The 21,418-nt window shown below is 67.9% G+C and carries 22 protein-coding genes and 1 pseudogene; 16 read left to right on the plus strand and 7 right to left on the minus strand.

Annotated elements, in window-relative coordinates:
* Positions 1 to 7 precede the first annotated feature (7 nt).
* Positions 8 to 970: a hypothetical protein gene (locus RMCN_RS17615; protein WP_067391771.1), complete on the minus strand. Its 963-nt coding sequence runs from the start codon at positions 968 to 970 to the stop codon at positions 8 to 10.
* A gap of 151 nt (positions 971 to 1,121) precedes the next feature.
* Between RMCN_RS17615 and RMCN_RS17620 the strand changes: the two genes are divergently transcribed.
* On the plus strand, positions 1,122 to 1,895 hold the full coding sequence (locus tag RMCN_RS17620) for an IclR family transcriptional regulator (RefSeq protein ID WP_067391774.1): 774 nt from the start codon (positions 1,122 to 1,124) through the stop codon (positions 1,893 to 1,895).
* Positions 1,896 to 1,914: 19 nt separating this feature from the next.
* Here RMCN_RS17620 and RMCN_RS17625 read toward each other — a convergent pair whose 3' ends face one another.
* Positions 1,915 to 3,876 carry an MMPL family transporter gene (locus tag RMCN_RS17625; protein ID WP_067391870.1) on the minus strand — a complete coding sequence of 654 codons (1,962 nt, stop codon included), beginning with the start codon at positions 3,874 to 3,876 and terminating at the stop codon, positions 1,915 to 1,917.
* An 81-nt stretch (positions 3,877 to 3,957) separates the two neighbouring features.
* Here RMCN_RS17625 and RMCN_RS17630 point away from each other — a divergent pair, with 81 nt between their 5' ends.
* Entirely contained in the window at positions 3,958 to 4,428 is a 471-nt protein-coding gene (locus RMCN_RS17630) for a MarR family winged helix-turn-helix transcriptional regulator (protein WP_067391873.1), read from the plus strand.
* 2 nt (positions 4,429 to 4,430) lie between these two features.
* Here the strand turns inward: RMCN_RS17630 and RMCN_RS17635 are convergent, their stop codons facing one another.
* Positions 4,431 to 5,990: a Na+/H+ antiporter gene (locus tag RMCN_RS17635; RefSeq protein WP_067391777.1), complete on the minus strand. Its 1,560-nt coding sequence runs from the start codon at positions 5,988 to 5,990 to the stop codon at positions 4,431 to 4,433.
* A gap of 98 nt (positions 5,991 to 6,088) precedes the next feature.
* Here RMCN_RS17635 and purT point away from each other — a divergent pair, with 98 nt between their 5' ends.
* The 6 genes from purT (at position 6,089) to RMCN_RS17665 (ending at position 13,335) form a co-directional block, all read left to right on the plus strand.
* Entirely contained in the window at positions 6,089 to 7,360 is a 1,272-nt protein-coding gene (gene purT / locus RMCN_RS17640; protein WP_308206346.1) for a formate-dependent phosphoribosylglycinamide formyltransferase, read from the plus strand.
* Entirely contained in the window at positions 7,357 to 7,809 is a 453-nt protein-coding gene (locus tag RMCN_RS17645) for an Rv0361 family membrane protein (RefSeq protein WP_308206347.1), read from the plus strand. Before purT ends, RMCN_RS17645 begins: the two co-directional genes overlap by 4 nt.
* Positions 7,810 to 7,845: 36 nt before the next feature.
* Positions 7,846 to 8,259: a rhodanese-like domain-containing protein gene (locus RMCN_RS17650; protein WP_067391783.1), complete on the plus strand. Its 414-nt coding sequence runs from the start codon at positions 7,846 to 7,848 to the stop codon at positions 8,257 to 8,259.
* Positions 8,256 to 9,479: an O-succinylhomoserine sulfhydrylase gene (locus RMCN_RS17655; RefSeq protein WP_067391786.1), complete on the plus strand. Its 1,224-nt coding sequence runs from the start codon at positions 8,256 to 8,258 to the stop codon at positions 9,477 to 9,479. Before RMCN_RS17650 ends, RMCN_RS17655 begins: the two co-directional genes overlap by 4 nt.
* Positions 9,480 to 9,519: 40 nt before the next feature.
* Positions 9,520 to 12,153 (plus strand): helix-turn-helix transcriptional regulator, encoded by a 2,634-nt coding sequence (locus RMCN_RS17660; RefSeq protein WP_201028857.1) that lies wholly within the window; start codon positions 9,520 to 9,522, stop codon positions 12,151 to 12,153.
* Between the two features lie 99 nt (positions 12,154 to 12,252).
* The gene (locus RMCN_RS17665) at positions 12,253 to 13,335 is read left to right on the plus strand and encodes an IS110 family RNA-guided transposase (RefSeq protein WP_457920656.1); all 1,083 of its coding nucleotides are present in this window, start codon (positions 12,253 to 12,255) and stop codon (positions 13,333 to 13,335) included.
* A 303-nt stretch (positions 13,336 to 13,638) separates the two neighbouring features.
* Here the strand turns inward: RMCN_RS17665 and RMCN_RS17670 are convergent.
* A pseudogene (locus RMCN_RS17670) lies at positions 13,639 to 14,250 on the minus strand (SDR family NAD(P)-dependent oxidoreductase); the annotation flags it as partial.
* 27 nt (positions 14,251 to 14,277) lie between these two features.
* On the opposite strand from RMCN_RS17670, the gene RMCN_RS17675 reads away from it, so the two are divergent.
* Positions 14,278 to 14,841, plus strand: coding sequence for a hypothetical protein (locus RMCN_RS17675; protein ID WP_165604446.1), 564 nt, complete (start codon positions 14,278 to 14,280; stop codon positions 14,839 to 14,841).
* A gap of 264 nt (positions 14,842 to 15,105) precedes the next feature.
* Entirely contained in the window at positions 15,106 to 15,576 is a 471-nt protein-coding gene (locus RMCN_RS17680; protein WP_131808578.1) for a hypothetical protein, read from the plus strand.
* Here RMCN_RS17680 and RMCN_RS17685 read toward each other — a convergent pair.
* Positions 15,566 to 15,757: a hypothetical protein gene (locus RMCN_RS17685; protein WP_067391797.1), complete on the minus strand. Its 192-nt coding sequence runs from the start codon at positions 15,755 to 15,757 to the stop codon at positions 15,566 to 15,568. The genes RMCN_RS17680 and RMCN_RS17685 overlap by 11 nt on opposite strands.
* Before the next feature lie 284 nt (positions 15,758 to 16,041).
* Between RMCN_RS17685 and RMCN_RS31555 the strand changes: the two genes are divergently transcribed.
* From RMCN_RS31555 to RMCN_RS17715, 6 genes are all read left to right on the plus strand, one after another.
* The gene (locus RMCN_RS31555; RefSeq protein ID WP_234787697.1) at positions 16,042 to 16,461 is read left to right on the plus strand and encodes a hypothetical protein; all 420 of its coding nucleotides are present in this window, start codon (positions 16,042 to 16,044) and stop codon (positions 16,459 to 16,461) included.
* Between the two features lie 366 nt (positions 16,462 to 16,827).
* Complete coding sequence (locus RMCN_RS17695) at positions 16,828 to 17,832, plus strand: hypothetical protein (RefSeq protein ID WP_201028858.1); 1,005 nt, start codon at positions 16,828 to 16,830, stop codon at positions 17,830 to 17,832.
* A gap of 5 nt (positions 17,833 to 17,837) precedes the next feature.
* On the plus strand, positions 17,838 to 19,109 hold the full coding sequence (locus RMCN_RS17700; protein ID WP_234787698.1) for a hypothetical protein: 1,272 nt from the start codon (positions 17,838 to 17,840) through the stop codon (positions 19,107 to 19,109).
* Positions 19,106 to 19,405 carry a hypothetical protein gene (locus RMCN_RS17705; RefSeq protein ID WP_046364670.1) on the plus strand — a complete coding sequence of 100 codons (300 nt, stop codon included), beginning with the start codon at positions 19,106 to 19,108 and terminating at the stop codon, positions 19,403 to 19,405. Before RMCN_RS17700 ends, RMCN_RS17705 begins: the two co-directional genes overlap by 4 nt.
* Before the next feature lie 131 nt (positions 19,406 to 19,536).
* A complete protein-coding gene (locus RMCN_RS17710) occupies positions 19,537 to 19,857 on the plus strand; it encodes a hypothetical protein (protein WP_067391802.1) in 321 nt (106 codons plus the stop codon).
* Positions 19,858 to 19,867: 10 nt separating this feature from the next.
* Complete coding sequence (locus RMCN_RS17715; RefSeq protein WP_067391805.1) at positions 19,868 to 20,296, plus strand: hypothetical protein; 429 nt, start codon at positions 19,868 to 19,870, stop codon at positions 20,294 to 20,296.
* A 33-nt stretch (positions 20,297 to 20,329) separates the two neighbouring features.
* Here the strand turns inward: RMCN_RS17715 and RMCN_RS31085 are convergent, their stop codons facing one another.
* Together RMCN_RS31085 and RMCN_RS17720 are read right to left on the minus strand one after the other, a co-directional pair.
* Entirely contained in the window at positions 20,330 to 20,491 is a 162-nt protein-coding gene (locus RMCN_RS31085; RefSeq protein WP_165604454.1) for a hypothetical protein, read from the minus strand.
* Positions 20,492 to 20,808: 317 nt separating this feature from the next.
* Positions 20,809 to 21,418, minus strand: a 610-nt coding sequence (locus tag RMCN_RS17720; RefSeq protein WP_234787699.1) for a hypothetical protein, incomplete at its 5' end; no start/stop codon positions are given.

The raw sequence follows: 21,418 nt of genomic DNA on the forward strand, positions 1-21,418 counted from the left end.
CGTGACGTCAGTTCGTCAGCGCCGCAGCGGCCAGGCGGGGCCGGGGCGAGACGGCGACGCCGGGGGTGCTGGTGGCGACCAGCTCGTTGAGGATGGCGGCGTGCCGCACCTTGTGGCGGATGAGTTCCTCGTGGAACTCGGGCCGGACCCAGCCGTTGTACATCACGGCCTCGGACTCACCTGGCTCGATCTTGAAGTAGACCGGGCCGGCGACGCGGGCGATGTCGCCGGCCTCCCAGAGCCGGTTCATCCCGCCGAACGACTCGAAGGTCTCGGCCCAGACATCAAGAGGCACATCGACATTGCGGCGGATGGCGCCCAGCATGGGCCGACTCAGGTCGCCCACCGGGTTCACGCTGTCGGCACCGAGCTCCTGCAGGATCTTGATCGAGGCGGGATTGGCGTGGCCGGCGTAGACGGAGATCTTGAACTTCGCGTCAGCCGGAATGTGGCCCGCGTCGCGGGCCTTGTTGAGGATGTCGAGCACCCCTTCGTCCCAGACCAGCACACCGCGGATTCCGGTGGAGAAGATGCGCAGGTAGTCGTCGAGCAGATACCGGATGTTGTCCAGGCCCCGGACTCGACGCCCGCCGGCCTGGCCTTCGGTGCTCAGCGCCTGACGGCCGGTGTCCCAACCCGTCCGCGGGCCGGGGACGGCGATGAGTTCGATGCCGTTCTCCGCGGCGAGTGTGCCGACGTCACGCAGCTCGGAGGTGTTCAACAGCGTGGTGCCACCGCCGAACGCGATGATGCGGTGAATGAAGACGTCCTGCTTGGCGGCTTCGTCCAGCAGCACCTCCAGCGTCGAAAGACGTTCCACGCCAGAGATTTCCAGACGGTACTTGCCTCCGTCGTCGAACGATGCGGACGAGGTGGCCAGGGTGTACTCATCGGCCGACAAGAGGCCCTGGGAAGCCAGGATGCCGGCTCCGTTCACCTCGGATGTGCGGCGCTCGGCTGCGGGGGACATGGATTCTCCTTCGGGGAAGCGGCGGTGCGAAGCGCAATTTCACTGAGTGACATTTGACTGCGCTGAATGAAAAATTTAGAAGATGGCTACCCGGCTGTCAAGAGGAAGCAACCGAACCGGCCTCTCGCTGGGTGCTGGTAGCCTTCACTGGGTGAAAAACGAGGCCAAAGCCGAGAAGGGGTCGAATCTGATCGGCGTGGAGCGCACCGCCCGGATCCTCAGCGCGGTCGCCGATGCGGAGAACGGCAACCTGACCGAGATCGCGAGGCGGACGGGCCTCAACGAGGCCACGGTGTTGCGCTATCTGAACAGCCTGGCCGCACTGGGATACGTGGAGCGGTTCAACACCGCGCAGTACCGGCTGGGCTGGGAGATCTTCCGGCTGGGGCAACGTGCCTTCTCCGGGCAGGTCCCAGGAGACGCGGTGCTGCCCACCATGGAGCGGCTGATGTTGGAGTTCAACGAAACGGTGAACTTCGCCGCGAACAAGGAGCGCAGCGTGGTCATCCTCGAGGTGGTCGAGGGCCGGCGCGCGGTCACCAAGCTGAGCAACGTCGGGCAGTCGGACCCCTGGCACGCCTCGGCGCTGGGCAAGGCGCTGATGGCCACCATGCCCGACAGCGTCTGGCGCGACATCGTGGCGTCAGCGGGTCTGCCGGAGTTGACGCCGCACACCATCACCACCATGAAGAAGATGGCGGCCGAGATCGCCGACGTCCGTGAACGCGGCTTCGCGGTGGATCGGGAGGAAGCCGCCGAGGAGTTGACCTGCGTGGCCGCGGCGGTGCCGGTGGCCGGCGGCGGGCCGTCCCGCTACGCCCTGAGCATCAGCTTCCTGACCCACCGGCTGACGCCCGAACGCCTGGAACACGCTGGGGCACAGGTGATCGCAGGAGCTGCGGAGATCGCCAAGAAGTTACCCTGAGTGCTCTCTCGGGCGCCGCTCAGGCGGCGTCCAGTCGAGCCGGCCACCAGATACGCGGACCGATCAATGTGAACAGGGCCGGGATCACCACCGTGCGAACCACGAAGGTGTCCAACAGGATTCCCAGTCCGACGATGATGCCCAGCTGGGTCAAGACGATCAGGGGCAGCACGCCGAGCACGCAGAACACCGCGGCCAGCACGATGCCGGCGCTGGTGATCACCGCACCGGTGGCGGACACCGCCCGCACGATTCCGGCGCGGGTCCCGTGTCCCACCGTCTCCTCCTTGGCGCGGGTGACCAGAAAGATGGTGTAGTCGACGCCGAGCGCCACCAGGAACAGGAAGGCGAACAGCGGGGTGCTGTTGTCCAGAGCGGGGAACCCGAATACGTGGACACTGAGCCAGCCGCCGAGACCCAGGGCGGCAACAGAACTCAACACGGTCACACCCACCAGCAGTACCGAGGCCACCACCGCACGCAACAGGACCAGCAGGACCGCCAAGACGACGGCCAGGATGGCGGGGATGATGACCCATCGGTCGCGCACGGCGGCGTCGCGGGCATCCAGGGCCTGAGCGTCGGAACCGCCCACCACGGCGCTGGGATCCACCGATCGCACCGAATCTCGCAGAGCGGCAACGCTGTCGAACGCCTCATCGGTGGCGGGCGCGGCATCCAGCACCACCGACCACCGGGTGAGGCCGGTGTCCGACCGGCCCGCCTCGTTCACCGAGACGACGCCGGGGGTGTCCGCGATGGCGGCGCTCAGATCACCGCTGCCGATCACCGTCGCCGGGTCGGTCAGGCCGCTCGGGAAGTGGGCGGCCAGGGTCTCGAACCCGCTCACGGATTCGGCTTCGACCCGGAACTGCTCGGTCTGCGACAGTCCGATGTGCAGGCCGATGAGGCCGCACGCCAGCACCGCCAATGCGGTCACCGATGCGGTGAGCACCGCCACCGGCCGCCGCGCCACTGCCGCGGCCACCCGGTGCCAGGCGCCGGATTCCACCAGTTCCGGGCCGCCGCTGCGCGGGATGAAGGGCCAGAACAGCCGCACCCCGCACAATGCCAGCAGCGGCGGCAACACCAGTAGTGAGAACACCGCTGCGACAACAAGTCCCGATGCGGCCTGGAGTCCGAGGCTGCGGGTGCTCGGCGACACCGCGAACAGCAGGGTGAGCAAGGCCAGCACCACGGTGGCGTTGCTCGCGACGATCGCCGGGCCCGCGGTCCGCACGGCGGTGCGCAGCGCCGCGCGGTGATCGGCGTCGCGGTGCAGTTCCTCGCGGTAGCGCGAGATCAACAGCAGCGCATAGTTGGTGCCCGCCCCGAACACCAGCACACTGGTGATCCCCGCCGTCGACCCATCGGCGATCAGCCCGGCGAGCGCGGTCACCCGACCCCCGACCACCGATCCCAACCGGTCGGCGAAACCGATCACCGCCAGCGGCACCAACCACAACACCGGCGACCGGTAGGTCAGGATGAGCAGCAGTGCCACCACCGCCGCCGTCACGGCCAGCAGGGTGATGTTGGCGCCGGAGAAGGCGTTGGCGATGTCGGCGCCGAAGGCCGGCCCGCCGGTGACCTCGGCCTGCAGCTGCGGCGCCAGATTCTCCGCGGTGGTCTGCCGCAGCGAGCTGATGGCGTCGTCGAGGGCGAACCCGGACAGCTCACCGTCCAGTGGGACCACCGACAGACCGGCCTTGCCGTCCTCGGAGAACATGCTCGCTCCGGACGCGGCCCGGTCGGCGGGATCGAGGACGCCGCCGTCGGTGCGGGTGATCACCACGACGGCCGGAGCCTGGTCGCCGCCGGGAAACTCGGTCTGCAGGGCCGCTGCTCGCGCTGCTTCGGCGTCGGGGGGCAGTGAAACGGGGGACTGGCCCGCCGATTCGTCGTTGCCGGCCAGTCCCATCAGAAGTCCTGACAGAGCGACGATGACGAGGGCGAGGATCCACGAGCGACGGCCGGTCACCATGTCGGCCAAGCGGTTCCAACTCATGCTCAAAACTATTTCAGTTACTGAAACATTTAGCAAGTGAACTATGATCGGACCATGACCGACCGCGCGCAGCTGGAAGGGCTGCTGGCTGCCGATGTACGCGCGCTCTCGGCGGAGTCGGAACAGATCGGCCGGACGTTCGCCGGCCAGCACGACCTGTCGGCCGGCGATTTCCGGGCCCTGGTGCACGTGCTGGTCGCCGACGACTTCGGCGCACCGCTGACCGCCGGCGAACTGCGCAAGCGGATGGGGCTCAGCGGTGGTGCCATCACCTACCTGGTGGAGCGGATGATCGCCTCGGGTCATCTGCGTCGCGAGTCCGACCCCGAGGACCGGCGCAAGGTGATCCTGCGTTACGACGAACACGGGATGGCCGTCGCACGCGACTTCTTCACCCCGCTGGCCGAGCACACCCGCGCGGCACTGGTCGATCTGCCGGATGAGGACCTGGCCGCGGCGCACCGCGTCATCACGGCGTTGATCGCAGCCATGCGCGCATTCCAGACCGGGCTCGAAGCCGGCTGACCTCACTCCCGGTTCAGGGTGGCCTCCTCGAGATCCAGGCCGTGCAGCAGCGTGCGCAGCACCTCGTCGTCGATGCGGCCGTCGTCGCGCTCCTGGATCAGTGCGGCACGCTCGGCGGCCAGCATCTGCAGGCGCAGGTCGCGGAACACCGGCGCCGCCGTGTCCCCGGGGTGCAGGGCTGCATCGCCCCGGGCGGTGCTCCACCGGCGCAGCACCTCCCCGGCGCGCTCGTGCACCTCCGAAGGCCGGTCGCTGCGGCGCTGCTCGTCGAGAAGCTGCTCCAGCCGCTCGATCGCCGCGGTGCTGGCCCGGTACTGCGCGATGGCCGCCCGCTGCGCGTCGACCTCGGCCTCTCCACCGCCCACCCCGAGGGCACGGACCAGCCACGGCAGGGTCAACCCGTGCAGCAGCAGCGTGCCGATCACCACCACGAAGGTGAGGAAGACCAGCTGCGGACGGCCCGGGAACGCGTCGCCGGGCAGCGTCGTCACGGGCACCGCGAAGGCCGCCGCCAGCGACACCACGCCGCGCATCCCGGCCCACGCCACGATGAACAGATGCGACGCCGGCGCGGTCGACCTTCCCCACAGCCGCGGCGTGTACGCGATCAGGAACACCCAGGCGATCCGCACCAGGATCACCGTGGCCAGCACACCCGCCGACGCCACCACCAGGGTCGCCGCGGAGATGCCGGCCAGCTCGCCGATCACGGTGGGCAGCTGCAGCCCGATCAGCAGGAACGCGAACGACTCCAGCAACAGCTGCAGCGCCTTCCACACCGCGTCGTCCTGCAGTCGGGTGGCGTAGCTCGCCGAGGTGGAGCGCTGCCCCACCACCAGTGCTGCGGCCACCACGGCCAGTACCCCGGAGCCGTGCACCTGTTCGGCGATCAGATAGACCAGGAACGGCGCCACCAGTCCCAGCGCGCTCTCGGCCAGCGGGTCGTCGAGCCGGGTCCGGGCCGCGTCGATCAACCGCCCCAGGACCACGCCCACCAGTACGCCGCCCACCACTGCCAGCGCGAAGGTGCCCAGCGTCCGGTCCCAGCCCGTCGCGGTGCCGATCGCCGCGGCCAGTGCCACCTTGTAGGCGGTCAGGGCGGTGGCGTCGTTGAGCAGCGACTCGCCGCCCAGCAGCGTCATCATCCGGCGCGGCAGCCCGAGCCGGCGTCCGATCGCCGTGGCCGACACCGCGTCCGGCGGCGCCACGATGGCCCCCAGCGTCAGGGCGGCGGCCAGCGTCAGGTCGGGCACCAGCTCGAAGGCCACCACCCCGACGGCGAAGGTGGTGACCAGGGGCAGGCCGACCGCGAGCATGCCGATCGGGTGGACGTTTCGCCGCAGGTTCACATACGAGCTCTCCAGTCCCGCCGACCACAACAGCGGCGGCAGCAGCACGAACAGCACCACATCCGGCTCCAGGGTGATCGTCGGCACCCCGGGGATGAGCCCGCCCACCAGGCCCACCACGACCAGCAGCAGCGGTGCCGACACGCCCCGCCGGCGGGCCAGCGCAGCCACCGCCACCGCGACGAGGAGCACGGCCACCGTCTGGGCACCCACGTCCGACCGACCCCCTGGAGTCCGCAACCTATCCTTGGACGCACAGCATGCAGGACACAGCCAGGAGGTGCGCGTGAGCCAGGGGGAAGTTGGCACCGGTGTCGTCGGACGCTGACGCCGCGGCCGAGCCCGCGTCCGGCACCGAACCCGAAGCCACGGTCGCCGACGATCCGCGGGCACACAGTTCTCCGACGGTGTTGCTGTTGGGCGCCGGGGAGAACGGCCATGACCTGGTGGTGGCACTGCAACATCTGGGCGCTGCCGTGGTGGCCGCCGAAACCCACTCGGACGCGCCCGCACACGCCGTCGCCGACGACGCCCGGGTGGTGGAACTGGCCGACGGAGAGCAGCTGTCCGCACTCATCGCGGCGGTGCGGCCCGACTACGTGGTGAGTGCCACCGACGCCGTGGCGGCCGATGCGCTGGAGGCGGCCGAAGCCGCCGGCATCGAGGTGGTACCCAGTGCGCGCAGCACCCGGCTGTCTCTGGACCGCGAGGGGCTGCGGCGACTGGCCGCCGATGAGCTGGGGCTGCCGACGGCGCCGTTCTGGTTCGCGGGCTCGGTGACCGAGCTCGAGGCCATCGCCGATCACGCCGGGTTCCCGCTGGTGGTCAAACCCCTGGTGGCTTTGCCCGGCGAAGGCCAGTCGGTGTTGTTGCGGCCCGACGACGTGGAACCGGCCTGGGAGCGCGCGGTCTCGGCGGGCGGTCGCTTCCCCCACGACAGGGTGCTCGCCGAAACGGTCGTGGAGATCGACTACGAGGTGACCCTGCTGACGGTGCGTACCGGCGACGGCCCGGCCGGGCTGCACTTCAGCGAGCCGATCGGCCACCGCCAGGTGGACGGTTTCGCCGGTGAACTGGTGGTGGAGTCCTGGCAGCCCCAACCGATGGGCACGGCCGGGCTGGATGCCGCGAAGTCCATCGCGGCCCGGGTGGTCAACGCGCTCGGCGGACGTGGGGTGTTCGCGGTCGAACTGCTGGTCCGCGGGGACGAGGTCTACTTTTCCGACGTCACCGCCCGGCCCACCGACAGTGCGGTGGTCACGGTGCGCTCCCAGCGCCTGGACGTCTACGAGCTGCACGCCCGGGCCGTGTTGGGACTCCCGGTGGACACCATCATGATCTCGCCGGCCGCTGCGGAGCTGGTCTACGGCACCGGTGACCTCGACCGCGCCGCCCTGGTGGCCGGACTGGCCACGGCGCTGCAGGTTCCCGAGAGCGACGCCCGGGTGTACGCGACGCAGGCGCCCGCGACGACGGCCCGGCACCGACTGAGCCTGGCACTGTCCACCGCCGCCGACGTGACCACCGCCAGGGACCGTGTGCAACAGGTGTCCACGGCACTGCGACGACTCTGGGAGAGATGACGATGGCCCCGAAGGACGAGCCGGCCGACTCGGTGGGGTCCACTCCGTGGCCCTTCCTGATCGCTCTCACGATCATCGTGATCGTGATCGGGGGCATCGCGGTCGTGCGCTGGCTCGACGGTGACGACATCCCGGAGGTCGATGTGGTGGCTCAGGCCGCGATCGCCCAGAACGACGCGTTGCAACGAGCCGACTTCGCCGATTACGCCACCTACACCTGTGCGGCCGAAGTCGGGGAGGAATCGAAAGTCCTGGACGCTCAACAACGTTCGGTGGCCATCGACGGGCAGCGTTACATCGACGGCATCTCCGGAGTCACCATCGACGGCGACACGGCCACCGGCACGGTCACCTACCACTTCGACAAGACACCCGACGACAAAGTGGACATCCCCACCACGTTCGTTCGGGAGGACGGCCGGTGGAAGGTGTGCACGCCGGCACAGTGACGCGGGCGGCCGCGGCGGTGTGGAAAACTCGTTTCCGTGAGTTATGCCGGCGATATCACCCCCGAAGAGGCGTGGAAGATTCTCAACGACGATCCCGACGCGGTGCTCGTGGACTGTCGCACCGACGCCGAGTGGAAGTTCGTCGGGGTGCCTGACCTCAGCGGGCTGGGCCGCCAGACCGTCTTCATCGAGTGGAACACCTACGCGGGCACCCACAACGAGCACTTCGTCGACGACCTGGTGGCCGCCGGGATCGAACCCGGTGAGCGTCCGGTCATCTTCCTGTGCCGCTCCGGCAACCGGTCCATCGGCGCCGCCGAGGCGGCCACCGCCGCCGGGATCGGACCGTCGTACAACGTACTCGACGGGTTCGAGGGCAACCTCGACGAGCATCGCCACCGCGGAACCACCGGATGGCGTGCGCTCGGTCTGCCGTGGGTGCAGTCATGAGCGGCGACAAGGCCGACGTGCCCAGCGTGCGGATCCCGGCGCCGCTGCCCGACGGGGTCGGTCAGGCCACCATCGGTGTGCGCGGTGGGCTGCTGCGGTCGGGTTTCCAGGAGACCGCCGAGGCGATGTACCTGACGTCGGGATACGTGTACTCCTCGGCCGCCGACGCCGAGAAGGCCTTCACCGGTGAGATCGACCGCTACGTCTACTCCCGCTACGGCAACCCCACCATCTCGATGTTCGAGGAGAGGTTGCGCTTGATCGAGGGAGCGCCCGCGGCGTTCGCCACGGCGACCGGCATGGCGGCGGTGTTCACCGCGCTCGGTGCGCTGCTGAAAGCGGGCGACCGGCTGGTGGCCGCCCGCAGCCTCTTCGGCTCGTGCTTCGTGGTGTGCAACGAGATCCTGCCGCGCTGGGGTGTGGAGACCGTCTTCGTCGACGGCGAGGACCTGGCGCAGTGGGAGCAGGCACTGTCGGTGCCCACCCAGGCCGTGTTCTTCGAGACGCCCTCGAACCCGATGCAGTCCCTGGTGGACATCGCCGCGGTGGCCGAGTTGGCGCACGCGGCGGGCGCAAAAGTGGTGCTGGACAACGTTTTTGCCACCCCACTGCTGCAACGTGGCATGCCGCTGGGTGCCGACGTGGTGGTGTACTCGGGTACCAAGCACATTGACGGCCAGGGCCGGGTGCTCGGCGGGGCGATCCTGGGCGACAAGGACTACATCGACGGCCCGGTGCAGACCCTGATGCGGCACACCGGCCCGGCCATCAGCGCCTTCAACGCCTGGACCCTGCTCAAGGGGCTCGAGACCCTGGCCGTGCGCGTCCAGTACGCGAACGCCTCGGCACAGCGGGTGGCCGAGTTCCTGGAAGGTCATTCGGCGGTGAACTGGGTCAAGTACCCCTTCCTGCCCTCGCATCCGCAGTATGACCTGGCCCAGCGCCAGATGTCCGGCGGCGGCACGGTGGTCACCTTCGAGCTCGACGGGGGCACCAAGGCGCGCGCCTTCGAGGTGCTCGACAAGCTCCAGATCATCGACATCTCCAACAACCTGGGCGACGCCAAGTCGCTGATCACCCATCCGGCCACCACCACACACCGCGCGATGGGCCCCGAGGGCCGGGCAGCCATCGGCCTGGGCGACGGCGTGGTGCGGATTTCGGTGGGGCTGGAAGGCACCGACGACCTGATCAAGGATCTGGACCAGGCTTTGACCTAGTCCGGCACACCGACCGGCGCCCGGCGTCTATCCTGAGCGCGTGTTCAGCGGTGACGCGCTGACCGGGCGGGACAGTGAACTCACGGCCATGCGCCGCGCACTCGGCGGCGCGGGCCACCACGCCGGAGTGGTGATCGCCGGTGCCGCCGGAGTCGGCAAGACTCGGCTGGCCCGTGAGCAACTCGCGCAGGCCGCCATCACCGGTGTGCGTACCCGCTGGATTGTCGGCACCGCGTCGGCGCGGCCCATCCCGCTGGGGGCCTTCAGTGCAGAGCTGGGCGACACGATCACCGAACCGGCCCCGAGTGTCCGGCGGGTGATCACCGCGCTGATGGGCCGGCAGCGCGCCGGCAAGGTGCTGATCGGCATCGATGACGCCCATCTGCTCGACGGATTCTCCGCACACGTCGTGCACCAGCTGGCCCAGACCCGCGAGGCGCGACTGGTGGTGACGGTGCGCTCCGGCGTGCCGGCCCCGGACGCCATCAAGGCGCTGTGGAAGGACGGCCTGCTGGACCGCCTGGACCTCGAGCCGCTGTCACCGGACTCCACCAGGTTGATGGTGGAGTCCATCCTGGGTGGACCCCTGGATGCGCGCAGCGCGGCACGGTTCTGGAAGCTGACCGGAGGTAATGCACTGTTCCTCCAGCAACTGGTCAAGGACCAGGCCTCCGCGGGCCATCTGCGTCAGGTTGCCGGGGTGTGGAGCTGGCCCGGCCCGGTGGCCGTCTCGCAGAGCATGAGCGATCTGGTGGGGACCCAATTGGACCAGCTGCCGGCGGAGTTGGCCACGGTGGTGGACAGCCTGTCGCAGTGCGAGCCGCTGGAGGTGGAGCTGCTGGCCGCCCTGGTGGGCCGCGGGAACCTCGAGATCGCCGAGCAGATGCACCTGATCACCGTCGAGCGCACCGGGGCTGCGCTGCTGGTGCGGCTGGCCCATCCGCTGTTCGGCGAGTTACGGCGGGCGCGCGCGGGGGAGATGTACCTGTCGAGGGTTCGCGGCAGGCTGGCCTGCCGGCTGTCCGCGGACGACGATCCGCAGACCGTGGTGCGCCGAGCGTTGCTCACTCTCGAATCCGACCTGCCGCCCGACCCCGGGCTGTACCTGGAGGCCGCGCGGCACACCATGCGGCTGCTGGATCTCGACCTGGCCGAACGCTTTGCCGCCGAATCTGCGAAAGCGGGTGTGGGGGAGGCGGTCGAGATCCGGGCCGTCAACCGGTTTCTGGCAGGTCGCGGGCCCGACGCCGAGGAGCTGCTGCGCGCGCTGAGCGGCGACGGTGAACGGGACCGTCACCGCTGGGCGGTGCTGCGGGCCGCCAATTCGATCTGGATGATGGCCGATCCGCATGCGGCGGAGGACATCCTGGCGGCACTGGCGGCCGGGCCGGAGACCGACACCGAGCGGATGTCGCGCTACTCGGTGGAAGCCGGGCTGGACGCGGTACTGGCCCGTTGTAGCGACGCCGAGCAGAAAGCAAGGGCTGCACTGGATTCGGATCTGCTCTCGGATTCAGAACACATGCTGGCCTCGGTGGCCCTGATGATGGCCTGCGGTGCGCTGGGCCACGCCGAGGACATCACTCCAGCGGCGAGGGCCGCGTTGGACCGTGCCGCCAACTCCCATGAGAGTGCCCACATGCGGTTCTGGTTCGGCGGGGTGTACGCGCGGGCGTGCCGTCTGACCGGGCGCATCGAGGACTGCACGCGCGCAGCAGAGGTGCTCTCGGAGCTGGCCCGGGACATGCCGGGGCTGGCGTATGCAAATCTGGTGTTTCTGCTCGGCAGCGCCGAGCTGATGCGCGGTGACCTGCAGGCTGCCGCGCGACTGCTGCACGAAGCGTTGGCCGGTGTCGAGAACCACGGCATCACAACGGGTTTGCGGCCGGCGTGCACGTTCGCGCTGACTGAGACCCACGCCAAGCTGGGACAGGCCGATGCGGCTGCGGAAATGCTGGCCGAGGCGGCCAAAGTGGTGCGGCCGGATTTCCTGTTCATGCAGACGGGTCTGGCCACCGCGAAGGGCTGGGCTCTGGTAGCGGCCGGCGCGCTCTCGGAGGCCATCGACACCGTGCTGGCCGAGGCCAAGGTGGCTGCCGACCGGGGCCAGCTCACCCATGAACTGGCCTGCCTGCAGGCCGCCACCCAGTGGGGCGCCACCGAGCACCTGCCCGAGATCGCGGTCCGGGCCCGGGCGTTGGCCGGGCTGCTGCGGCTGCCGTTGTCCGATGCCGTTGCGCTGCACGCCGAGTCGCTGCAGCGCCGAGACGGCGAAGGGCTGCTGCGGGCATCGCAGGCCTACGCGGAACTGGGCGACCGCGCCACCGCAGCGGATGCCGCCGCGCAGGCTGCCGTGATTTTCACCGGCGCCCAGGCCCGCAGCCGCGGGTTGTTCGCCGCCTCCATCGCCACGCAACTGGCCGCCGACTGCGGGGGGCTGTCGACCCCCGCCACGCGAACTCCGCCCACCCCGACGCCGTTGACCGGCAAGCAGCGGGAGGTGGCCGAATTGGTGGTGGCGGGGTTGTCGAACAAGCAGATCGCCGAGCGCACCTACAGCTCGGTGCGCACCGTCGAGGGGCACATCTACCGCGCCTGCCAACGGGTCGGCGCCTCGTCACGCGACGAGCTGGCCGAGATCCTGCGCCGCGGCGGCAACGGCACAGCCCGTTAGACGGTATGGGGAGGCTGGGGCCTCGCCACATGTGAACGTGGGTTGCCGTCAGGAATGAGGTCCTGGCCGGTAGAGCCACAGATGTGGATGGAGGCCCCAGTGAAACGTCATCGTACGAGTGTTGGTTTGGATGTGCACGCACGTTCGGTTGTCGGATGTGCTCTTGACGGGGAGACCGGTGAGGTGTTTGAACGCCGGTTGACGCCGGATTATCGGGAAATGCTGGATTGGCTACGGTCATTGCCGGGCCGGGTCGTCGTGACCTATGAAGCTGGCCCGACCGGGTTCGGGCTGGCTCGGTTCCTGATCGCGGCCGGGATGGCGTGTCTGGTGGCTGCACCGTCGAAGCTGCAGCGCGCGTCTGGGGATCGGGTCAAGACCGATGCCCGTGATGCCGCGCATCTGGCGCGGTTGCTGCACCTGGGGCAGATCGTGGAAGTGGCGATCCCCTCCGCCGGGCAGGAAGCAGCCCGTGATCTGGTACGCGCGCGCGAGGACTGCCGCGGCGATCTGATGAGCGCGCGGCATCGCGTGTCGAAACTGCTTCTACGACAGGGAGTCGTCTATTCCGGCGGCCGAACGTGGACCGGGAAGCACCAGGTGTGGTTACGAACGCAGCGCTTCGACGCGATGCCGTTGCAATTGGCCTTTGACACCGCGCTGGACACCATGCTGGCCACCGTCGACCGGCGTAACCGTCTCGATGAGGCGATCGCGGAGTTGGCTGCCGACAGTGCCTACACGCCGGTGGTGACCCGATTGGGCTGCCTGCGCGGAGTCTCCACATTGACCGCGTTCGGGCTCGCTGTCGAGATCGGCGACTGGGACCGGTTGACCGGCCGGTCCATCGGCGCCTACCTCGGCCTGGTCCCCACCGAATACTCCTCGGGGAATTCGCGCTCGCAGGGATCGATCACCAAAACCGGCAATGGGCATGCCCGCCGACTGTTGATCGAAGCGGCCTGGCATCACCGCCAGCCCTATCGGCCCGGAGTGGATCTGCGGCGGCGCTGGGACGCCGCATCGCCAGCGGCACGAGCCCGCGGGCAGGTGGCCAACCGCCGGCTACACCACCGCTGGGAGGTCTTCGACGCCCGCAAGAAACGGCCCGTGGTGGCCAACACCGCCATAGCTCGCGAGTTGGCCGGCTGGTGCTGGTCGCTGGCAGTGCTCGACACCTGAGTCTGCCAACATAACTGTCCGAACGAACCCGGTGGTGGCGGCAGCGCCTGGGAGTGACCCGCGATAGGACTATGAGCAATTCAGTTGTGCTGCAACATGAATCACGCTCGATGTTAGACCAGCGATCCACTCCAGCAGAACAGTCCGTCCTGCGGTATCCAACCCGCGAATATCAGACTTGACGACGCGTCGACAACGACACGCTTGCCACCCAACCACATTCTGTTCGGTCAACGAAGCGGCGTCCCCGGCGACGGTCGAGGACGCCGCTTCACCCTGCCCCTTGACAAAACTGCTCCCATATCAGTCCTCGACCACCCCGATGGCGGTCTGCGCGCGCTGCTCGTAGGCGGCGCGGGCGGTGGCGTCGAACTTGAGGAACACGTCGTCGTTGCCGAACTTCTTGGTCAGCCAGCGCCTGCCCCTGGGCGGCAACAACGAGGTGAGCAGCCCGACGAAGCGCAGCGGTCCCGGCACCGAGAGGTGGGTGATCCTGGGGTTGTCGAGCGCTTTGACCACACCCGCGGCGATCTCTTCCGGCTGCACCGGCTTCTGGGCGCCGGTGTTCTTGGTGCCCGAGGTCAGGTCGGTGTTGGTGAAGGTCGGCATGACGCAGGTGACATTGACGCCGTGCGGGGCGAACTCGTCGGCCATCGCAGTGGTGAGACCCACGACGGCGAACTTGGTGCCGGCGTAGACCACCTGTCCGGGCAGTGCGATGAGCCCGGCGAGGGAGGCGATGTTGATGATGTGGCCGCTGCGGCGCTTCACCATCTCCGGCAGCACCAGCTGGCTGCCGGTCAGGACACCGTAGAAGTTCACCTCGACCGAGGTGCGGATGGACTGCTCGGACGCGTCCAGGAACGGGCCGATGGGCATCACGCCATCCTCGCCTATGCCCACGACGGCGCGACCCTCGCTCGGCGGACAGAGCTGGCCCTGATGGGACTTGAGATCGGAGAATTCGAACCGTCCAGCGATCCCAGCATCAGGCGAACGCCGCGCTCCGCCGGCACCCCTGCCCCGCCCCCGGGTATGCCCGATGGCCTCCATGCCGTGCTGAGCCAGGCGTTGCTTCTCGCGCAGGGAGCAGACTTTCGCGCACAGTCACCCGTCGTCGACGTCGTACAGCTGCGCTCCGCCGCCTCCGCGCTGCACGCCAGCGCGCGCACTCTGCGCGCGGCGATGAGCAGCGGGGATCGGCCGGCTGCGATGCTAAATCGCTTCGCGGGGTGGATTGAGACGGACGCCGCCGGCGCCGCCGCACACCTGAACTCCGGCGTCACAGGGTGGGCCACTGCATACGAGGGCGCGCGGGAACAGGTTCAGCAGCCTGCTGCCCTCTACCGCGGCTGGCTTGTTGCGGCCGTCGCGGGCGCTGACCGGGACGCGGTGGACTTGGCCGAGGCCGCCGCGCACGCGCGCGCGGCTCTGCGCGCGTATGCGTCGACGTCGATCTCCGAGATCACTTGTCTCGACCATCCACTCCTCGGGACAAACGGGTAAGCGCGCGACACCCACTTGGGCCTGATTCTGCTGACGGAATCAGCGTCATCGGCAGGTACTTCCTGTTCGACACCTTCCTTGCTGGAGGGCGGACAGCAGGAAGGGGAAGTACTGATGTGCAAGGCAGCCCATGAAACAGGCGGCCCGAAGCGATGCAGTGGCGATGCTCGCGCGACGCTGGAGCGATCGACGGCCGACTTATCAGCGCTGAAGCGCGTAGAGGCCGCACTGCGCGTGGAGGCCGACGAGTCACTGTTCGAGCCGATGACATCGGCCGCAGGGCACACCCTTCAGGTGCTGAAGACCAGGTGGTACGGGTTGCGCACGTTCGGCGCGCACTGCGGCGGGTGCGATCGCTTCGTGACGCCGGAGGGGGGCTTCACCAGTCCCGCCGATGCTCACCAGTGGGCGCAGGCCTATGCGGCCTCGGACTGTGCGCCGGATCCAGCGGTCTTGGCCGGCATCGGTGCTGACGAGCCGTACGCCCCGATGTCCACCGCCGAGGCGGACCAGATGGCGAAGGAATACTCCGCCGGCGTGCACAAGCCTCGCGTCGTGCCCACGCGATACCGCGGGCTGCATACGTGGTCGGTGTTCTGCCCCGGATGCCATGAACAGATCAGCCCACCCGGCGGGTACGGGCAGGCCAGCACCGCGCTTCAGCAAGCCAACAGTGGCTGTCCCAACGCTCGCGAGGAGCAGGGGAGCGGCCCGGCCCCGGCCATCACTCGATGACGCGGTGGGCCCACCGCGTCCCGCCCAGGAACCCGCTGACAGCGGCGAGCACGGCGAAGGGCGGGTTCCCGGTGCCGGCGAACGTAAGACCACCGGCGACCACGGCGAGCAGAAGAGCGGTCAGCAGCACCACGGCGGTCCGCACGGTGAACAACGGTCGAGACTTCGGGGTCTTGGCCACGAGATCCTCCTGGAAGGTCGGTTCGCGCGGAGTCCCGTTGGGGGCTCTGCGGCCACCGTGCGATTCGCGAGGTGGCACGTATTGGAAAAGCTCGTGCCGATTCCAACAGGGTGGGGTGCAGAGCACTCTGCACTCCGGGTGCGTTTTCCCGTGAGAGGGCACCTATGGGCGCGAACTTGCAGGAGGCCGGACCTGCGGTGGAGGCGCGTGATGTTACGGATTGCAGGGCCCGTCTCCGGCGTGTCCGAATCAGATTTGCGATCTTGAGTGAGAGGGTGAACGCCATGGCTGGCCGACGACATAAGGGAGACCGGGCGCTCATCCAGACTCGCCCGTACGACGAGGTGCTTCATCTCGTCATCGGTCGGCAGCACGCTGCCGGCATCAAGGAGCTGAGCCCGTATCTCGCCGACGTCCTGGCGATCCACGTGGGCCGCGAGGATCTGGTGACCGAACTCGGACACACGCAGTCTCTACCGCTCGATCAGGACACCGAGGCCCAGGCGGGCCCGTACCCCGGTCGGCGCACTCTGGTGCAGACGCGTCCGCACCGCGCGGTGTGGACCGCGGTTCACGAACGCCAGAAGCGGGCCGGAGTGTCTTCGGTCAGCCAGTACGTCGCTGATGTGCTGGCGATGCATGTCGGCCGCGAGGATCTCGTTGTCGAACTCGGACGCAAGGAGGGCTTGCCGCTGGCGATGTAAAAGGTGTGGGCCCTTTCTGGCAGAGGGGCCAAACGAACATCTGAATACGCGGCGCAAGACCCCACACGCTCAACGGAGGGTCTGAGAAATATCGAAGCCCTCAGCCTGGCAGGGCTAAGGGCTTCGATCTGAAGTTGTCGAGCCGAGCTACGAACTCGTCTCGTGGGCTTGCGCCCTTCCCCGAAGGGACTTGTCTTGGCGGACAGGTGCCACGGTAGCGCACACCCAAAATCAGGGCTACAGGACGCGCTATTTCGTGAGCTAAATCGTGATATTCCGTTACCGCACACCCCGCGTTCATTGCGCGCGAAGCAGGGTCGTGCCCGGCGCCGCTGGATTGTTGAGATTGGGCAGGCGCCGGCCTCCATGCCGGTGTGGGTCAGCCGGGCCGGCTGGCTCGACGAACTCGAGCGGTGGTTGGCTACTGACGAGGGCGATGCCGCTCGCGGCCGCGCACATTTACGGCCTGCATTGCTGCTGAGAGTCGCCGAGGTCCTGGCCGCCCATGCTGATCACGGCAGCGGCCGGCACTGCGCCGTGACCAACGCTGCTGCGGCCACGGCCGCCGGCTGCTCGGCGCGCACGGTGACGACGGTGCGCCGTCTGCTCGCCGAAGCTGGACTGGCCGTGGAGATCCGCCGCGGCACCGGGTCGGCCCACGCGCCGATAGATCTGCGGCGGCCCTCGGTCTGGCATCTGGTGAGCCGCAAAGCGCCTGTGGATAACTCGGCCGTTTGCGACCTACCGCCATCCCGTAGGGATAGGCGGGTAACTCACGTTGGTAAGAACTCACCAAGCACGCGCAAGCGCGCGCCGCAATCACGGAAATCTCCTTCGGAACGACCCGCACAGCGGGCCCGGCGCTTCGCGCCGCGGGCCCTGCATGTGCAGAAGCTCGCCGACGAGCTGGTTGGCAACGAGTACGGCCGGCGAGGACTCTGCGGAGGTCTCACCCGTGGGCACATCGGGCACATCTGCGATGCGCTGACCCGATCGGGCCTGGACCTCGATGCCTGGACAGCGGCGCAGATCACCGCAGCGCTCAACGCCGATATGCGCCAACGCGGGTGGTCCTGGCCGAACCGCATCGACCGTCCGGGTGCCTTCCTGGCATCTCGGCTTCGCCGGCTGCCTCAGCGGCCAGTGGTGGCGCGCACGGTGCAGCCGGCGGCGCCCAACCTCGATACCGAGGTGGTGGTACCGGCCAGTGCAGCTACCCGGGCCGAAGCTCGTGCGTTCTTCCAGCAGAATCGGGGGAGAGGTGCATCAGGCGCTAGCCAAACGGTGGCCGAAAGTGTAAAGTGGTTTACAACAGACAAGCCGGCCGGGCGTGCGCGTCAGGTCACCCAATCCCCTAGGGGGACAGCATGATCGCCATGGAATTGCAGACCGTTGAGACCCACGAGTGGGAGATTCCGGCCTACAAACTCGACGCCTTCAAAGCCAAGATCGCCCAGGCCAACAAGCGGCTGGCGCGAGCGGGCCTCGACGCCCGGTTCGACGTTGCTTACGAAGAGTTCGAGCGCCAGAAGAACGTCACCCAGGCCGATCAGGCGGTGGTGAGCAACCACGCCCCGGTCTACGTCTACGAACCGTGGATCCGCGCGACGCTCACCGGCCCGCTGACCCTGCGCCATGGCCACTTCACGTTCGTTGCCCGCCTGGTCCCCGAGGAAGCCGGCATCACGGTTCACTCGGCACCCGGACAAGAACTCGGCGGCTACAGCCCCCGCGGGGACAACGCCTGCGACCACTGCCAGGTCGAGCGCAGCCGGTCTCGGCTCTACCTCGTCCGCGACGATCGCGACGGCACCATCATCCAGCTCGGGCACTCGTGCATCGAGCTCTACACCGGCGTCAGCCCCAAGGGGTTGTGGTCGCTGACCTTCGACGAGGAGCTGGAAGCCTTCACTCGCAACGACGTCGAGGGTGGGTTCGGGCCGCGGCATTACGGTGCATCGGTCGACATCGTGCTGGCCTACGCGTTCGCCCACTCTGACAAGGGCCGCGCCTACGTCCCGTCCGGCATGTACTCCGAGACCTCCACCGTCAGCATGGTCCGTACCAGCTTGTTCTTCGACATCAACAAGCTCAAGGATCCCGACCGCAGCTACTACCGCGACAAGGCCGTCGAAGCGGCCGGCCACCTGGCCGACACCGACCTCATCGCCGCAATCAAGGCGTCCGTGGTCGAGACCTCCGAAGACAGCGACTACGGCCGCAACCTGCGCATCCTGCTCGCTGGTGAGAGCGTCACCGGCAAGAACGTCGGCATCCTCGGATCCCTGGTCAAGGTCTACGCGCGGCAGCAGCAGATCGAGGCCGAACGCAAAGCCCACCCCGTCGTCGCCGGTTACCTCGGAGAGGTCGGTGAACGCATCAAGGACATCGCGGCCACCGCCAAGACTGTCAAGTACGACGAAGGCAATTGGGGCACAACCACTTTCCTGGTGGCGATCGCCGACGACGGACACATGCTTGTGTGGAAAGCGCACCGCGCGCTGGACATCGAGTCCGGCCAGCGGTTCACCATCGCCGCGGCCACCGTCAAGGCCCATGAGACCTACCGGGATGTCGACCAGACGGTGATCACCCGGCCCAATAAATTCGAGGTCATCGAAGCAGCCAGCGCATCGGAGATGTCATGACACAGAGCTTTCCTGAGACGATGAACGTGTGGTTCTTGGCGTTGCAGGGCACCACCGCCAGGCCGAACGAGTTCCTCTTGTACGCGCTGGCCGACAACACCGAAGACGGCGCGAAGAGCGCGGAAGCTGCTCTGAAGGCGGCGAAGCCGGGGGAGTTCGTCGACGTCGAAGTGCGCTTTCCCAACCTGGTGGACAGCACCACGTTGCACGTTCAGCCCCATCTCTGGGGCCTGTGGTGCGTGTCCGAACGCGTCGTCTCGACGTTGGAAATGTTCGCGAGCCCAAAACAACAGTAGGCCTCGACGATAGCTACCGCGCGCTATAACCGCTGCTCAGAGCGTTTCTGGCACAATCTGTGCACGGTCATTTCCTACGGTAGGACCATCCGCGCGAATCTCGTCGCCGGACAGATGAAAGGACTACCCCGATGACAACCACCACCGCGCGCAGCACGACGAAGCTGTTCATCTTCAACCATCCCGCGGCCGAGCTGCTGGAAGAGATGCCCGTCGACTACTACCGCGAGTGCCAGATCACCGGCGCCGGCAGCGTCGAAGTCCATCTCGACGATCACAGCACCGAGATCATCGCGGGCACTCGCTACCTGCCGGCCGAGGTCGAGGTGGTCGCTGTGGCCCGCAACGGTGTACTGCAGGTGCTCAGCACCCAGGCCGGTGGCGAGCCCGTCGTCATGCGCGAATTCAGCGACTGGACCAGCTACACCGTGCGGCGGCGGCCCCGCGGGTGAGGGTCACTGTGTGAGTGACCTCAGCCCTGAGGACGTCGCGCTCCTGGAGGCGCAAGTCCCGGTCGGTCTTCTGATGCCGATCGACGAAACCATGCGCCTGGTCCACGTCACCCACGGTGTCGTGGAAGAACATGTCGGCGCCTCAGCGGAGTCAGTCACCACCACCGATGGGCTTGTGTTCTGGTTCGACGCCGGAGCAGGCATCCGAGCGGTGAACCGCATGGCCACGCTCAACCTGCTCGCCGCGTCGGACTTCTCCGCGCGCACCGTCCCGCTCCTACGGGGACCAGCTCTTGTCACAGGCCATGAGGCCGGCCACCCGGCCGGGCTGACACACCATCAGATGAACGTGTTGCGCAGGGAGCCAGGTCCCGCGTGGTGGGTGGGCTGGGTGCTCCACGTGCGCGTTGAACGCGATCGCCAGCACCGCCGGACCTGAACGGCCCGGCTTGGCACTTGGCATTCCAGCCGCTTACCTGTCGTTGCCCCAGGAGAACAACGCACGAAGGATCTCTGCGAGGGCCTGGAGGATTTCGGCGATTCCATCGGTGGATCCGGTCTGCGCGACGATGAATGCCACGGTGGCGCACGGCGCGATGATGGCGACCAGGACGATGATGGTGATGTCGTTCATGACGACGCTCCTGACGGGCAAGCTGGAGCGCTGACCACGTGGTGTGCCCAGTTGAGATGTGGTCCATGAATTCGAGGTCGAACGGGCCCATTCGGCAGGGTCGGTGCGAGATGCCGGTGCCGACTTCCGTGGCAGAGGCTGGATCAAGCTGGAGCACCCGACTTGTGCCCAGACAGGCCACCTACACCGACGACCGGCACTTGAGTGCAGACAGCCCGAGAGCCCAAACCCGCGTTAAAGGGGTAGAACCGTGCCGCTGCGAACCTCAGGGGCCCTGTGATCTCAATCGGGGCCATCCGGCCCGCAAGGCCCGGAGATCAGTCGTCGGCCGGCGGCAGCTTGCTCTCGGAAGCCAGTGCGTCGAGGTACGCATCGTGGTACCGGATGATCGCCAGTCGCTCGATGGTGAACTGTTCGAGAACTGCGGTGATGAGCGGTTGGCCGCGCAGCGACGACTGGATCCGGTCATGGGGCCAGTGCCCGAAGCTCATCATGTCGATACCGAGGGCGTCTCGGGGATGTTCACGGGCTTCGTTGATGTCGTTGCGCACGGCCTCCAGCTCGGTCTCCAGGCGGCGTAGCGCTGATGCGGCGCGGCGTAGGTGGCGGTCGCGTTGTTCGCGGAGCAGCTCGATGCAGTCGCTCCAGGTGGGGGTTTGGTCGTTGCGGAAGTAGATGTGTCCGCCGCGGCCGCGTATGGCGCCGGCGAGGAGGTCGTCGGTGACCATGAGTTTGAGGATGTCGGCGGGGATGCCGGTGGTGTGGGCGACTTCGGAGAGCTTGATGTGTGGCGGCTCGGTCAACGGTGGGCTGCCCCTTCTTGTGCGGCGGTGGTGCTTGAGCATCTCAGCTGATGGCCGGGTTGAGGTGGCGGTTTCTGGGGTGGAGTCGTGTGCGCGCGCTGGGGTGCCGGCCTGTTGTCCGGGC

It is taken from the genome of Mycolicibacterium novocastrense (assembly GCF_001570485.1).
GTDB lineage: Bacteria > Actinomycetota > Actinomycetes > Mycobacteriales > Mycobacteriaceae > Mycobacterium > Mycobacterium novocastrense.